Here is a 14,146-nt window from a genome sequence, read left to right as displayed (position 1 = left end):
CTGATTGAACAAATGAAGAAAAAAGAGCGTCAAGTGATCATCAAACGTCTTTTTGCGGAACACCGTATCGAATCTCAAGAAGAATTGATGAACTTATTAAAACAAGAAAACGTTACAGCAACCCAAGCGACGATTTCCCGTGATATGCGAGAAATGAATATTGCCAAAACCTATGCGAAAAATGGTCGTCCTTATTATTCGATTTTTGAATCAAAAGAGCGCAATTTGGAGGACAAAATTGCTTTTTCTATGTATGAATATTTAAAAGCGATCACGCAAGTCGAGTTTATGGTGGTGGTGCATACTGCGGGAAATGGAGCAGATGTCATCGCCAACTACCTAGATGAGATGGAGCTACCAGAGATCGCCGGTACCATAGCAGGTTTTGATATCCTATTGATCATTACCCCTTCAAAAGCTGCTGCTGAAGCCGTTGTTCGCCGCTTAAATCATTATGTCGAAGGCTATGAGATCGGTACAAGCCTCTTCAAGGATGAACCACAGGTCTGAAAATAAGCAAAAACTTGCAGGTAGGCAGCGATGTGTCGCTTAAGTTGTTTCAAAAGAAGTATGTCAGCTCTATAAGGATGAACAAAGCTGTTTTTACTGACTAGTGAATGATGAAAAAATCCGTGCGTCGAACAGAGATAGGTTCGACGCACTTTTTTTATAGGTAGAACATGGTTAAGCAGTAAGGTCACGACAGCAGTTGGTTATTATGGGAGAGTGCTGAAGGGAGACGGTATTATTGAATCAGTTGGTCACTGATCTTGTAGGATCAACGGTCTCGAGATAAAAAAAGTGGCCATTTTCATAACTAAAGACCATAAAACCGCAATTAGCCAATCGTAAAGGGGGGACTTCATTTGGAAATAAGTGTTTGAAAAAATAAAAGATTGCTCCGTTGTGGGAGACAACTAAGGTATTGTCAGCTTTGGTAGTGGTCATGATATCTACAAGCTCGGCAAACATTCGTTGGCGAACTTCAGCAGCAGATTCTCCGCCGAAGGATTGATAAAAATGTTCGTAAGCTTTTGGTCCTTTCGGCTGCAAGTGGGTACTTTCTCCCTCGAATAGACCAAAATTCATTTCTTTCAATCCTTTTCGGCGCTCATAGTCGGTTGTCCCGCAAATTATTTCTAGTGTGTCACAGGCCCTTTCTTGAGTCGATGCTACTGCATGGCCGAAAGTTAGTTGGTTTCTTGCAAAGTAAGCTTTTGCCTTATGGGCTTGCTCTTTGCCGGTCTCCGTTAGGGGAGAATCACACCATCCTTGTACTTTGCCAAGTTTGTTGAAAAGAGTTTCTCCGTGGCGCATTAAGTATAACCGCTTCATAATCATTACTCCTTTTTTACTATTGTAGCTGTTTGAGTGTACTTGAAGTCAAGGGGAACAAGCCTTGTTTTTTTTGTGACCACAAAAGCCATATTGAACCCTTAAAAAATGGATAAGCATTGTTTCTAGCTGCGTAATTTTGAGCAGATGATTTATTAAGTGGATACATCACTTATCTTAGGAAAGATCAAGTGATCACCTAATCGCCAGAAAGTCTATGCCTAAAAAGCATAGGAAGGCGTTTTTTAAGCAATAGACATCGCTTTTTGTTTGAATTAAACTTTAGCTAACAAAGAAAATAGTGGGGAGTGATCAGTAAAATGGAGTATACCAAATTAGGCAATACGGGTTTGGATGTTTCCAAAATCTGTTTAGGTGCGATGAGTTTCGGTGACCCAGTCAATTGGATACACAAATGGGTTTTGGAAGAAGCTGACAGCCGTCCAATCATTAAAGGGGCACTTGACTTGGGAATCAATTTTTTTGATACGGCGAATGTTTATTCAATCGGGCGTAGTGAAGAGATTCTAGGCGCAGCATTGAAAGACTATGCTAAACGGGATGAAATCGTGCTGGCAACAAAAGTACATCAGAAAATGTTTGATGGCCCTAATGGCGGTGGACTTTCTCGGAAACATATCATGTCCCAAATAGATCAAAGCTTGAAACGTTTGCAAACAGACTATGTTGATCTATACATCATTCATCGATGGGATTACAACACACCGATCGAAGAAACGATGGCAGCCTTACATGATGTGGTCAAATCAGGAAAAGCTCGCTATATTGGCGCATCAGCGATGCATGCTTACCAATTTCAAAAAGCCAATTATATTGCTGAGAAAAATGGTTGGACCAAATTCGTTTCTATGCAGAATCATTTAAACTTGATCTATCGTGAAGAAGAAAGAGAAATGATTCCTTATTGTGAATCAGAAGGTATCGCTCTTACACCGTACAGTCCATTAGCCTCTGGTCGTTTGGCCAGAAGCAACAATGAGTCATCAAAACGGTTAGTGACTGATGAGGTTGCTCGCTCCAAATATGACGAAACCGCAGATAAAGACCAACTGATTATTGACCGCGTTGGAGAATTGGCTAGTCGCTATGGTGTCAGTCGAGTAGAAATCTCTTTAGCTTGGTTATTCAGCAAACCAACTCTGGCAGCACCAGTGATTGGCGCGACGAAAATGTCTCATGTTGAAACAGCAGTTAAGGCGACAGGCATTGCTTTGGATCCCGCTGATATTGCATATCTCGAGGAGCCTTATGTTCCTCATCGAATCGTTGGGTTTGAATAATTCGTTTCCTTCTAGGTTATGGTCTGAGAAATGAGAAAAGTATCTGAATGGCATGAAAAGCTGTTTCAGATACTTTTTTATGTTTTTTGAGGAATCGCTTTGAAAGAGAGACTCTAAAGGAAGATCGTTTTTCATCGAAACGCTGAAAGATCAATAGAACGCTCTTTTTGAAAAACAGTTGCATCACCAAATGAAAATGGTAAGATAGGAAAATGAGGAGTGAAAATTATGAAAAAATTACTGAAAGAACCGAATTTTTACTTTTGTATCGCAGTTGCGGTCATGGTCATCCTCTTTATCAGCTCTTCACAAACCTATGAGCAGCAATCGCAAATTGGGTTGCTTTCACGAATCTTAAAAAATGAACCATTGAAAGAGTGGCTAGAGAAGATTTCTTTTTCCTATGCTGGTTCGGAGATCAGTATTGCGGAAAAAGGCTATTTCTCCTTTGTGGAATTTTTCATCCGTAAAGGCGCACATTTCTTTACCTATTTTGTCCTAGGGGGCAGTTTGTTTTTCGTGCTCGTTTATCGCCGTATGCCGTATTGGCTAGCCGCTTTTTTTGCTTGGTTGGCAGCCACTGGCTATGCAGGGATCGATGAATACCATCAAATGCTGACGGGAGGACGGACGCCGCTTTTTCAAGATGTCATGCTGGATTCAGCTGGAGCACTGACCGCCGTTCTTTTGGGGTGGTTGATTTGTCAGCTATCGAAAAAGTCACCTAAACGCCGCAAAACATAACGAGTTGTCGGCGTTTTTAAGCGTTAAGCTGTTAGAAAGTATAAAAAACAAGAGGCGAAACCAATGGAAAAAAGTTTGAGTAGTGTCAAAGGCGAAACCGAGTTTGTCGTGCATGAAAGTTTACCGGTGGGGATTCTTCTTGCTATGGCGGGCGGTTTTTTAGATGCGTATACCTACTTGTTTCACGGGGAAGTGTTTGCAAGTATGCAGTCGGGGAATGTCATTTTGTTAGGGATCAATCTTTCAACGGGGCAGTTTGAACAAGCCTTTCGATATCTGCCACCAATCTTCATGTTTTTAGTGGGGATCGTAGTGACGAATTATCTGCAGCATCATTTTCCGACAGGGGGCTGGATCGTTTGGCAAAATGCCGCATTGATCTTTGAAGCGATCGGTATTTTGGTTCTGGGCTTTTTTGCTCGATCATTACCCAATGTCATGATCGATTCGGGGTTATCTTTTTTTGCAGCGATTCAATATGCCGCCTATCGTCGCTTGGCAGGGATGCCCTATGCCACCACGATGACCACCGGCAACTTACGTTCACTGGCTGATTATGTGTACATGCGCTGGTTTAAAAAGGACCGATCAGTGACGCCCAAGATTATTTCTATTTCCTTGATCATCGGCGGCTTCTTTTTTGGTGCAGTCTTAAGCAGCTTGCTAGGGATTTTCTTATTCCACCGCACTATCTGGGTGGTTTCAGGGATTTTAGCCTTGGTGTTGGGGATCACGATCCATCATCAAAATAAACAATAGAAAAAAGACATTCGCTGGAATGTCTTTTTTGTCTTACTTTTTGGTGCTTGTGCGTGAATCTTTGAGATACAGTGCCGTTTCTACGAGTAGCGCTGCTAGAAGATAGCTGCCAAAAACGGCTACTTGGTAAAAAGCCTCTGCGATCAGCTCGTTGCGCTGCAATAAAACGACCCCGCCTAGAAAGAGCATCGCTAACATGGAGAACCACTGCTGGGCAAAACGCCAATTGCTGACACTGGCTGTACTGCGCTTGGTGCGAAAGCCGAATACATAATTGGGTTCTTCTCGGTAAAAGCACCAGAAGACGATGAAAAAAATACCCGTAAAAATCAACAACAAAAGTCCAATATCGATCGAGATCACTACCTTTCACGTGCGATTTGTTGGATAAGTAAGTGAAGCCGCTAAAGATGAGTACATACTTATTGTATCCGCTATGAACGCTTCTATGAAGGGGAACAATCGAAAAATACGTGCTTCTAGCAAAAAAAACGGATGGCGCTTTGCAGCGCCATCCGTTTTTTTATCCCCGTTGAAAAGGGCCTTTTGGTGCAATCAGTTCAAGATTGGTACCGTCTGGATCTGTAAAGTAGGCAACACCTGTCCCGAAGCCGCTTTTTAAACCATCTTGTTCTTCAAAAACGATTGGGGTACCGTCAGGTTCAACCCCGATGGCTTTTAGACGAGCAACGGCTTCATCAATATTTTCGACTTCAAAACAAAGATGCATGGCACTGATTTGCTCATTGGAATAGCTAGCTTTGTTGGATTTTGGTTCGACGTATTCTAAAAGGTCGATGTTGAGATTGTCTAAATGAAGATTGGCGTATTTGATCAATGTATCCTCTAAACCTTGCGTTTGCGCCATGCGTTTGCCACCGATCGTATCTTGATTGGCGATTTTCTTTCCAGTTAATGCTTCATAAAATTGGATGGAACGTTCGAGATTGCTGACGGTGATTCCCACGTGGTTCACCATTGAAAATCCTGTGTTTGTGTTTGTCATTCTACTTCCTCCTAAGGTTTTGTTTAGTATATAGTTTGGTTAATGAAAATCGAATGTGTCTGGATCTGGACCCACTCGCAGGTCCTCATTTAATGCGTTCAAGCGGCCCATTTCCTCTTCTGATAAACGGAAATCAAAAATCGCTGCATTGGCGATCATTCGCTCAGGGTGTGTCGATTTGACGTTGACTAAGATTCCTTGTTGGATAGCCCAGCGTAAAAGCACTTGTGCCGCTGATTTTTGCTGTGCATCGGCGATCGCCAAGACGGTGTCATCTGTCAGCAGTTTGCCTTGCATCAAAGGCGACCAAGCTTGTATCGCAATCCCTTTTTCAGCACAAAAGTCCCGCAGGTCTTGCTGCGTCAGTTTGGGATGCAGTTCGATCTGATTGACGACAGGAACGACCTTAGCAACGGCCAATAATTGCTCCAAGTGATGAATCTGGAAGTTGCTGACCCCGATTGCTTTGATTTTTCCTGCGGCATACAAGTCTTCCAATGCGCGCCATGACTCTTGAAATGCTTGATTTCCCGGCCAATGGATCAAGTACAAGTCGAGATACTCGAGGTTTAAGCGGGCCAAACTTTCATTGAAGGCGTGGATCGTTTCATCATAAGTTAAATGATCGTTCCAAAGTTTGGAAGTGACAAAGAGTTCTTCACGAGACAACCCCGTTTCTTGTAAGCCTTGTTTGATTCCTTCCCCTGTTCCTGTTTCGTTGCCGTAAATAGCCGCCGTATCAATCAGGCGATACCCATTGACGATGGCCTGTTTCACGACCTCTGCTGTTTCAGCTTCAGGGATTTGAAAGACACCTAACCCCAAACCGGGGATTTTACTGCCATTGTTCAGTGTAACGGTATCTGATAATTTTTCGATCATAAAAACATCTCCTTTATTTTTTTCTGAAATCATCATATAATGAGGAGGTAAGGTTGTATAGTACGTACTTTTTTGTTTGATACACACCTTTTGGTAACTTTTGTATGTTAGCAAACATGATGAGGTGAAAAAAATGGAAGAAAAAATTTATAATATTGGTGTAGAAGCAACAATGGATGTCATCGGCGGGAAATGGAAACCAATCATTCTTTGTAATTTACGCCATGGGGCATTGCGTCCTAGTGATTTACGGCGGAAAATTCCTGGCATCAGTCAAAAAATGTTGACGCAGCAATTGCGGGAATTAGAAGAGTCTGATATCGTTACCCGCAAGTCCTATAATCAAGTACCACCCAAAGTTGAGTATTCCTTGAGTGAATATGGAGAAACGTTAGGCGGCTTATTGGATACCCTTTGCCAGTGGGGGACGATGCACGTCGCCGCGCTGCAAGACAAAGGAGAGCAAGTTACTTTGTTAGAACAAGAAGAAGCGATGGTCTAGCAAAGGGCAAGTGGCATGAGAAAAGGCCGGCAGAAACCATTGGTTTCCGTCGGCCTTTTTAGGTTATGCTTGTTGGATCAATTCTAGAATGCCTTCAGTATTCATGCCGCTGTAATGTTTGGCAGGAAACGACAGGCGTTTGATGCGCGGTGGGATAGTTTGATGGATCATTGGATCTGTTAAAGAAAGCAAGGGGTCGACCAAAACGATTTTTTCTTGCGAAAAACGATAACTTGCTAGTCGTTCCGGTGTCAGAACCGTCACGCTGATTTGATCCTCAGAAAGCATTTGGATGTTGCGGGCAAAAATTTTAATCAAACTTCCAGCCAAAGTAGAACGATCGATGAAGACGACTTTTTCCAAAATGATTCTCCTTATTAATTAATATAGTTAATTAAGTATATTAATTAAATGGCGCTTTGTAAATAGGAACATGGGGGAAATAACAAAAAAGCCGCAAAAGAATTTTCTTTTGCAGCTTTTGGTTCATCTATAAAAAGGTCTGACTCTTTTTTCGGTTAAATCACGATCACGGGTGTCCCGACTTCGGCTTTGCTGTACAATTCTTTCATGACGCCTGGCGGAGTATTGATACAGCCGTGAGAGCCGCGGGTTTTCCAAAGATCACCACCGTATTCCGTTTGCCAATCAGAATCATGGATTCCGACACCCGTCCAATCAATCGGCATCCAGTAATCAACAGGGGACGCATAATCTTCACCGGTCAAGGTTGCATCTTCTTCTTTGTTCCAGACATAGAAGACACCAGTTGGCGTTGGTGTAGCTGGTTTCCCAGAGATAATTTTCGTATCTAGCACCAGCTCGCCATCTTTGTAATACCACATGTGTTGGTTTTTCAAATCAACTTCAATATACGTGTTGCCAAATAACGGGCTGCCAGCATCGGTGCTTCCTTGAGCAATCGGTGTGCGGGTGAAGTCTTCGCCGGCTTTTAACGCCTCGATCAATGCTTCTGTTTCCGCATCGGTTTGGATCGTCCAGCTGAGGGTGCCGGCTGGAACTGTTACTTCGCCTTGTTTGGTACTCTTGAAGGTCGAAGAATTGGTGCTGGTGTTGTATTGCTCACCGATCGAAGCGACATAGCTTCTTACTTTGTCTTCGTCGATCGTGGTGTTGCCATCTTTGTAAGAGAGCCAATCCATGATCGATTCTCTTGGAATTTGAAACGTGTTTCCGTTGATCGTATAATTGCCGGTTACTTTGGCGATTTTATTCAACGAATCCATTTCTTTGGTTAGATCAGGATCATTAGCGGTCACACTTGGTTTTGTGATGTAATCGCCGAGATTTAGTTCCTTTTCGCCGCTGACGATGGCTTCTTGTAAGTCAGCCACTGCTTTGTCCACATCAATGGCATCGCCGTCAACTTCTGGTTTGATAGAAAAACCGTCTTCGCCTTTTTCCAATGTTGCATCGGCAGACTTGGTACGATCCTCATTTAAAGTTTCTAGTTCCTTTTGAATCGTGTCTGTTTCGCTGTTTAGCGTATCTTGATCTACCGAGAGATTATCCAGTGTTTTTTCTTCTGCAGCAGAAACGTAAGCCATTCCCCAACTCCACTGGTTCTGTTCATCTTTTAACGATTGTAGCTCATCGGTGAAATCCGTCTGTAAACCAAATTGAGCAAGGTTGATTGTCTTCCATTCGCTATCGCCTTCTTTGATGGTGAAATCTTCTTGCGAATAGCGGTCATGCAGCAGGGCATTGGCCTCAGCGACGGTTTTGTTGCTGATATCGATGCCCTCAATTTCAGTCTTTGGTAAAAAACGGTTTGCATAATATGTACTTCGGTAGGTATAGCCGCCAGCGATCACTACTAATAAAGCAGCCACAACGATCAGAACAATTTTCTTGGTATTGTTCTTGGCGTCAGTATGTTTGTTTGAACGAGTCATTCAACTACTCCTTTTTTCTAATGGCATAATAGATAATAACGCTTAAATCATACCATATTCCCCCAGGAAAGCGAATATGGCAAATGAAACTTCCATGAAAAATAGAAAATTCTTAAACTATCTTTAGCTAAGCTGTAGAAAAGCATTTCATTGCATAAAAAAACTGAACGAACCGGCAGCAGGTCATCTTGATCAAATTGTTCTGAAAAAGAGTAAGCTGTAAGGTTCGTTCAGTTGCATGGTTGATTAGCTAAACGAAGTGAGAGAAATTATTGATTGTCTTCTGCATCTAGTTTCGCAAAAGCTTCATCAAGAATGTCTTTTAATTGTTTTGCAGAAGCGGCCATCCGGTCTTTTTCCCCATCCGTCAATGGGATCTCAATCACTTTTTGGATCCCTTGGGCGTTGATGACTGCAGGCGCACCGATGTACAAGTCGTTTAAACCATATTCGCCATTCATATACACAGATAGTGGTAAGACAGCATTTTCATCGTCTAAGATCGCACGAGTGATCCGTGCTAAAGCTACTGCGATCCCATAGAAAGTCGCACCTTTTTTCTCGATGATGGTGTAGGCTGCATCACGAACGCTGAAGAAAATGTTGACCATGGCTTCTTCATCGATGTCTGGGTTATTTTTGACCCATTCATAGATTTGTAGGCCGGCTACGTTGGCATGAGACCAAACAGGGAATTCTGAATCCCCGTGTTCGCCTAAGATATAGGCATGGACGTTACGGGCATCAACATCGACCAATTCAGCCAATGCTTGACGGAAACGGGCAGAATCTAATGAAGTACCTGAACCGATGACGCGTTCTTTCGGGAAGCCTGAGAATTTCCAAGTCGAATAAGTCAAAATATCGACTGGGTTTGCTGCTACCAAGAAGATTCCGTTAAACCCTGAATCAACGATTTGGGTAACTACTTCCCGGTTGATTTTTAAGTTTTTATGAACCAAATCTAAGCGGGTTTCGCCTGGTTTTTGAGGCGCACCAGCAGTAATAACAACTAAATCAGCATCATGTGCGTCTTCATAAGAAGCGGCATAGATTTTCTTAGGGGAAGTAAAGGCCAAGGCATGGGACAAATCAATTGCGTCGCCTTCTGTTTTTGCTGTATTTATATCAATGATTCCGACTTCTTGCGCAATGTTTTGGGTCACCAACGCAAACGCGTAACTAGAACCAACCGCACCGTCTCCAACAAGAATTACCTTTTGGTGATCTTTTTTGTTCGTTTTTGCAGTCATCTGTGTATCATTCCTTCCGCATAATTGTTTTACTCGCTATCATCCTACCATTTTCAAGTATATTTGTCATGTGATTTGCACAACAATATTACACAAAATGTCACTGTTTCAGTTGTAAATGCTTTCTTTGTTATTACGTCAAAAAGAAGATATACCAACGTTTTATTAAGATTCGTTAAGAAAGATAAAAACTGAGCAAGAGGACGCCACCATAACAGTCCATTTCGTGTTATAATTACCTAAGCAAAAGAACTGGGCGCATTTGTGTGCCCAGTATTTTGTGTTTGGATAAGAAAACCGATAAAATAGATGAAGAATCAGCTTGAAACTAGAAATAATGGAGCGTAACTAAAAAATGAAAATGATTGTAGGCTTGGGAAATCCCGGCAAAAAATATGAAAAAACCAAACATAATGTTGGCTTTATGGTAGTGGATGCGTTGGCACAAAAGTACCAAGCAACCTTTAAAAAGTCGGCTTTTGAAGCAGAGGTGGCAGAGTTTTTCTTGAAGGGTGAAAAAATCCTTTTGGTCAAACCGCAAACCTTCATGAATGAATCCGGTCGTGCGGTAGGTCCGTTGATGACCTATTTTGGCATCTACCAAGAAGAATTAGTGGTGGTCTATGATGACCTTGATTTAGCATTAGGGAAAATCCGCTTGCGCCAAAAAGGCAGTGCAGGTGGCCACAATGGGATCAAGAGTTTGATCGCTCACTTGGATTCGACAGTCTTTGACCGGATCAAAATCGGGATCGATCGTCCGCGTCCGGGACAAACCGTGGTCAATCATGTACTGAGTCCTTTTGCAAAAGACGATCTGCCGATCGTTTTACAAAGTATTGATAAAGCGGTCGAGGCAAGTAGTGATTACTTGACCAACGGCGACTTTCTTGCCACAATGAATCGATTTAACTAAGGAGGGCCGAGATGGATTTAATTGAATTAATAAATAAAGTGCCGACAGTGGCGGCTTGGCATGCAGGTTTACGTGAACAGGCCCCCCGGCAATTACTGACCGGTCTAGCTGGATCGGCAAAAACATTAGCGATCACCGGTGTGTATCAGGCATTTCAAAAGCAAGTGATCGTGGTGACACCAAATCTCTATTATACAAATCAACTAGCCGAAGATCTGCGTAATGTGACGGAAGATGTCTATGTTTTTCCAGTGGATGAAGTGTTGTCAGCCGAAATGGCTTTTTCTTCACCAGAAGCACGAGAAGAACGAGTGGCAGCGCTGAATGCTGTTTCTCAAGGGAAAACCGGGATCTATGTGTTGCCGGTGGCGGCTTTGCGAAAGTATTTGCCTGAAAAGAAAACCTGGTTAGCCAACCAATTTCAATGGCAGATTGGCGATGAGATCGATTTAGAGCGTTTGCCGCAACAATTGATCTTGATGGGTTACGAACGGCAGTCAATGATTGGCAAACCCGGCGAATTCAGTATTCGTGGAAGCATCCTCGATATATACCCATTAAATGCCGAATACCCCGTACGGATCGAGTTGTTTGATGTAGAAATCGACTCGATGCGTTCTTTCAACGTGGAAACGCAACGCTCAGTGGAAACGCTGCAACAAGTGGCTATTTTACCCACTACCGAATTGGTTTTCTCAGCGGAAGATTTAGCGGCGGGGCAAAAGCAGCTGCAAGAATTATTGAACAAGCGGTTGGCAGTCACCAAAGAAGCAACCGATCGTGCCTTTTTAGAAGATTATTTTGGCCAGTTGGCTTCTCAATGGCAAGCGGGGATTCCTGGTGAAAGTGCCCGTTATTACACGGATTTGCTGTATCGTCAGCAAACAAGTGTCTTAGATTATTTTTCTGAAGATGCCTTTTTGATGATCGATGATTACGCTCGGATCATGGAGACCAATCGTGATATCGAACGGGAAGAGGCGGAGTGGCATACCCAAAAATTAGCGGAACTGCGGGTCTTTTCTGAACAGCAATTCGGGATCGATGTCCATCAGCTACTACAAAAAGAAACCTTTGTGACCAGCTTCTTTTCATTATTCCAAAAAGGAATGGGGAACATTCGCTTCCAAGCGATCCATCAATTCCAATACCGGCCGATGCAGCAGTTTTTCAGCCAAATGGGTCTCTTGAAAGTTGAGATCGATCGCTGGGAGAAGCAACAGCAAACGGTGATTTTTCTGGTCAGTGACCAAGAACGGGCTAAGAAGTTAGAGCAAGATCTGCGAGATCATGATATCTATGCGGTGCAGACGCAACAAGACCGCCTGTTTACGGGACGCACCCAAATCGTGGTGGAACGTTTGCAAAGCGGCTTTGAAATGCCGCAAGACAAGCTAGTGGTGGTTACGGAAAAAGAAATTTTCCAAAAGATGAACAAAAAAAGAGCCCGCCGGCAAAATGTCACCAATGCGGAACGTCTCAAAAGCTACAATGAGTTAAAAGCCGGCGATTATGTCGTCCATGCGAATCATGGGATCGGGAAGTACATCGGCATGGAAACCTTAGAAGTCGATGGCGTCCACCAAGATTACATGACGATCTTGTACCAAAACGAAGACAAGCTCTTTATTCCAGTCACCCAATTGAATTTGATTCAGAAATATGTGGCTTCCGAGTCGAAAACACCGAAAATCAATAAATTAGGCGGCAGTGAGTGGGCGAAGACCAAGCGCAAAGTGACGGCTAAAATTGAAGACATCGCGGATGATTTGATTTTATTGTATGCCAAACGCGAATCGGAAAAAGGCTATGCCTTTCAACCAGACGATGCCTATCAAAAAGAATTTGAAGATGCTTTTCCGTATTCGGAAACCGATGATCAACTGCGCAGTACGGCAGAGATCAAGCGGGATATGGAAAAAGAAAAACCGATGGACCGCTTGTTAGTCGGAGATGTCGGTTTTGGGAAAACAGAAGTGGCGCTGCGGGCTGCTTTTAAAGCGATCAAAGAAAGCAAACAAGTGGCTTTCTTAGTGCCGACAACGATCTTGGCGCAGCAGCACTATGAAACGATGGTCGATCGTTTTGAAGGATTCCCCGTCAATGTTGGGGTGCTGAGTCGTTTTCGGACGAAAAAACAGCAGAATGAAACGATCGAGCAAGTGCGCAAAGGGCAAGTCGATATTTTGGTGGGGACCCACCGATTATTGTCAAAAGATGTTGAGTTTGCTGATTTGGGCTTGTTGGTGATCGATGAAGAACAACGGTTTGGGGTCAAACACAAAGAGCGCTTGAAACAACTGCGTTCGCAAGTCGATGTGTTGACGTTGACGGCAACGCCGATCCCACGAACGTTGCATATGTCGATGCTGGGGGTGCGGGACCTATCTGTGATCGAAACACCACCGGAAAATCGTTACCCGATCCAAACCTATGTGATGGAGATGAATCCAGGAGCGGTGCGAGAAGCGATCCAACGGGAGATGGCCCGGGGAGGCCAAGTGTTTTATCTCTATAATCGTGTCGATACGATCGAGCGAAAAGTCGAAGAACTGCAGGCATTAGTGCCAGACGCACGAATCGCTTATGCTCACGGGCAAATGACCGAGATCCAATTGGAAAATACGTTGTTTGACTTTATTGAAGGCCAATACGATGTGTTGGTGACAACGACGATCATTGAAACCGGTGTGGATATTCCCAATGCCAATACGTTGTTTGTAGAAAATGCCGATTACATGGGGCTTTCGACGTTGTATCAGTTGCGTGGCCGTGTCGGTCGGAGCAATCGAGTCGCCTATGCGTATTTCATGTATGAACAGCAAAAAGTGTTGAACGAAGTCAGTGAAAAACGACTACAAGCCATTAAGGACTTTACGGAGTTAGGTTCAGGATTCAAAATCGCGATGCGCGATCTTTCGATTCGTGGAGCGGGAAATCTATTGGGGGCGCAACAGCACGGCTTTATCGATGCAGTCGGATTTGATATGTACTCGCAAATGCTGTCGGAAGCAGTTACCCGTAAGCAAGGGAAAAATACCCAAACAGAGAAAACGACCGTTGAGATCGATCTGGGGATCGATGCCTACTTGCCGACTTCGTATATTGAAGATGAACGGCAAAAAATCGAGATCTACAAACGAATTCGTGAGTTGGAATCCCAAGAAGCAGTCGATGAACTTCAAGATGATCTGTTAGACCGTTTTGGAGAATACCCTGTTGAAGTGGCGCACCTCTTAACGGTGGGCGAGATCAAGATGAACGGCGATCGTGCCTTGTTAGAAACTATCCGTAAGCAGCAACAGACGGTGTCGTTTACTTTGAGTAAAGTCGGCACGAAAAATTATTCGGTGGAGCAGCTGTTTGAAGCATTGAAAGCTACTAAATTAAAAGCCACGATGGGTGTCGATCATGAGCAAATGACCATCAAATTACAGATTCCGCCAGTGATGAAGGAAAGCACCTGGCTATTAGAAATCCAAGATTTTGTCAAAGCATTACGGGAACAAAAATACGCCAGTCAAGGCTAGAA

General features: G+C 43.4%; 14 protein-coding genes. 7 read left to right on the top strand and 7 right to left on the bottom strand.

Annotated elements, in window-relative coordinates; translation table 11 throughout:
* Positions 1–12: 12 nt before the first annotated feature.
* The gene (locus CO692_RS06530; RefSeq protein ID WP_081119251.1) at positions 13–510 is read left to right on the top strand and encodes an arginine repressor; all 498 of its coding nucleotides are present in this window, start codon (positions 13–15) and stop codon (positions 508–510) included.
* 243 nt (positions 511–753) lie between these two features.
* Here CO692_RS06530 and CO692_RS06525 read toward each other — a convergent pair whose 3' ends face one another.
* A complete protein-coding gene (locus tag CO692_RS06525; protein WP_096741860.1) occupies positions 754–1,335 on the bottom strand; it encodes a histidine phosphatase family protein in 582 nt (193 codons plus the stop codon).
* A 320-nt stretch (positions 1,336–1,655) separates the two neighbouring features.
* Here CO692_RS06525 and CO692_RS06520 point away from each other — a divergent pair, with 320 nt between their 5' ends.
* The 3 genes from CO692_RS06520 to CO692_RS06510 all read left to right on the top strand — a co-directional run bounded on the left by CO692_RS06520 (position 1,656) and on the right by CO692_RS06510 (position 4,139).
* Positions 1,656–2,636, top strand: a complete 981-nt coding sequence (locus CO692_RS06520; protein ID WP_086291569.1) for an aldo/keto reductase — start codon at positions 1,656–1,658, stop codon at positions 2,634–2,636.
* Between the two features lie 228 nt (positions 2,637–2,864).
* Positions 2,865–3,380: a VanZ family protein gene (locus CO692_RS06515; RefSeq protein ID WP_081119254.1), complete on the top strand. Its 516-nt coding sequence runs from the start codon at positions 2,865–2,867 to the stop codon at positions 3,378–3,380.
* Positions 3,381–3,443: 63 nt separating this feature from the next.
* Positions 3,444–4,139: a YoaK family protein gene (locus CO692_RS06510; RefSeq protein ID WP_096741859.1), complete on the top strand. Its 696-nt coding sequence runs from the start codon at positions 3,444–3,446 to the stop codon at positions 4,137–4,139.
* Positions 4,140–4,172: 33 nt separating this feature from the next.
* Here the strand turns inward: CO692_RS06510 and CO692_RS06505 are convergent, their stop codons facing one another.
* The 3 genes from CO692_RS06505 to CO692_RS06495 form a co-directional block, all read right to left on the bottom strand.
* Positions 4,173–4,502, bottom strand: a complete 330-nt coding sequence (locus tag CO692_RS06505; RefSeq protein ID WP_096741858.1) for an SdpI family protein — start codon at positions 4,500–4,502, stop codon at positions 4,173–4,175.
* A 160-nt stretch (positions 4,503–4,662) separates the two neighbouring features.
* Positions 4,663–5,145 (bottom strand): VOC family protein, encoded by a 483-nt coding sequence (locus CO692_RS06500; protein WP_005233337.1) that lies wholly within the window; start codon positions 5,143–5,145, stop codon positions 4,663–4,665.
* A gap of 39 nt (positions 5,146–5,184) precedes the next feature.
* Positions 5,185–6,063, bottom strand: coding sequence for an aldo/keto reductase (locus CO692_RS06495; RefSeq protein WP_096742856.1), 879 nt, complete (start codon positions 6,061–6,063; stop codon positions 5,185–5,187).
* Between the two features lie 97 nt (positions 6,064–6,160).
* On the opposite strand from CO692_RS06495, the gene CO692_RS06490 reads away from it, so the two are divergent.
* Positions 6,161–6,529, top strand: a complete 369-nt coding sequence (locus tag CO692_RS06490) for a winged helix-turn-helix transcriptional regulator (protein ID WP_077452389.1) — start codon at positions 6,161–6,163, stop codon at positions 6,527–6,529.
* A 63-nt stretch (positions 6,530–6,592) separates the two neighbouring features.
* Here CO692_RS06490 and CO692_RS06485 read toward each other — a convergent pair whose 3' ends face one another.
* From CO692_RS06485 to CO692_RS06475, 3 genes are all read right to left on the bottom strand, one after another.
* Positions 6,593–6,892 (bottom strand): hypothetical protein, encoded by a 300-nt coding sequence (locus CO692_RS06485; RefSeq protein ID WP_096741857.1) that lies wholly within the window; start codon positions 6,890–6,892, stop codon positions 6,593–6,595.
* 155 nt (positions 6,893–7,047) lie between these two features.
* Positions 7,048–8,445 carry a L,D-transpeptidase family protein gene (locus CO692_RS06480; RefSeq protein WP_096741856.1) on the bottom strand — a complete coding sequence of 466 codons (1,398 nt, stop codon included), beginning with the start codon at positions 8,443–8,445 and terminating at the stop codon, positions 7,048–7,050.
* A gap of 269 nt (positions 8,446–8,714) precedes the next feature.
* Complete coding sequence (locus CO692_RS06475) at positions 8,715–9,698, bottom strand: L-lactate dehydrogenase (RefSeq protein WP_005230720.1); 984 nt, start codon at positions 9,696–9,698, stop codon at positions 8,715–8,717.
* Between the two features lie 355 nt (positions 9,699–10,053).
* On the opposite strand from CO692_RS06475, the gene pth reads away from it, so the two are divergent.
* Together pth and mfd are read left to right on the top strand one after the other, a co-directional pair.
* Positions 10,054–10,614, top strand: a complete 561-nt coding sequence (gene pth / locus CO692_RS06470; protein WP_015510502.1) for an aminoacyl-tRNA hydrolase — start codon at positions 10,054–10,056, stop codon at positions 10,612–10,614.
* 11 nt (positions 10,615–10,625) lie between these two features.
* The gene (gene mfd / locus CO692_RS06465) at positions 10,626–14,144 is read left to right on the top strand and encodes a transcription-repair coupling factor (RefSeq protein ID WP_096741855.1); all 3,519 of its coding nucleotides are present in this window, start codon (positions 10,626–10,628) and stop codon (positions 14,142–14,144) included.
* Positions 14,145–14,146 lie beyond the last annotated feature (2 nt).

This window comes from Enterococcus sp. FDAARGOS_375 (assembly GCF_002393265.1).
GTDB classification, from domain to species: Bacteria; Bacillota; Bacilli; order Lactobacillales; family Enterococcaceae; genus Enterococcus_D; species Enterococcus_D innesii.
Note: the sequence above shows the minus strand (reverse complement) of the source record. Positions and strands in the feature narration are given on the sequence as shown.

Excerpts from the sequence above, each read along its gene's own strand:
- pth (WP_015510502.1), top strand. The coding sequence starts at position 10,054 with ATGAAAATGATTGTAGGCTTGGGAAATCCCGGCAAAAAATATGAAAAA.
- CO692_RS06500 (WP_005233337.1), bottom strand. The coding sequence starts at position 5,145 with ATGACAAACACAAACACAGGATTTTCAATGGTGAACCACGTGGGAATC.
- CO692_RS06480 (WP_096741856.1), bottom strand. The coding sequence starts at position 8,445 with ATGACTCGTTCAAACAAACATACTGACGCCAAGAACAATACCAAGAAA.
- CO692_RS06490 (WP_077452389.1), top strand. The coding sequence starts at position 6,161 with ATGGAAGAAAAAATTTATAATATTGGTGTAGAAGCAACAATGGATGTC.
- CO692_RS06495 (WP_096742856.1), bottom strand. The coding sequence starts at position 6,063 with ATGATGATTTCAGAAAAAAATAAAGGAGATGTTTTTATGATCGAAAAA.
- CO692_RS06475 (WP_005230720.1), bottom strand. The coding sequence starts at position 9,698 with ATGACTGCAAAAACGAACAAAAAAGATCACCAAAAGGTAATTCTTGTT.
- CO692_RS06530 (WP_081119251.1), top strand. The coding sequence starts at position 13 with ATGAAGAAAAAAGAGCGTCAAGTGATCATCAAACGTCTTTTTGCGGAA.
- CO692_RS06510 (WP_096741859.1), top strand. The coding sequence starts at position 3,444 with ATGGAAAAAAGTTTGAGTAGTGTCAAAGGCGAAACCGAGTTTGTCGTG.
- CO692_RS06520 (WP_086291569.1), top strand. The coding sequence starts at position 1,656 with ATGGAGTATACCAAATTAGGCAATACGGGTTTGGATGTTTCCAAAATC.
- mfd (WP_096741855.1), top strand. The coding sequence starts at position 10,626 with ATGGATTTAATTGAATTAATAAATAAAGTGCCGACAGTGGCGGCTTGG.
- CO692_RS06525 (WP_096741860.1), bottom strand. The coding sequence starts at position 1,335 with ATGAAGCGGTTATACTTAATGCGCCACGGAGAAACTCTTTTCAACAAA.
- CO692_RS06515 (WP_081119254.1), top strand. The coding sequence starts at position 2,865 with ATGAAAAAATTACTGAAAGAACCGAATTTTTACTTTTGTATCGCAGTT.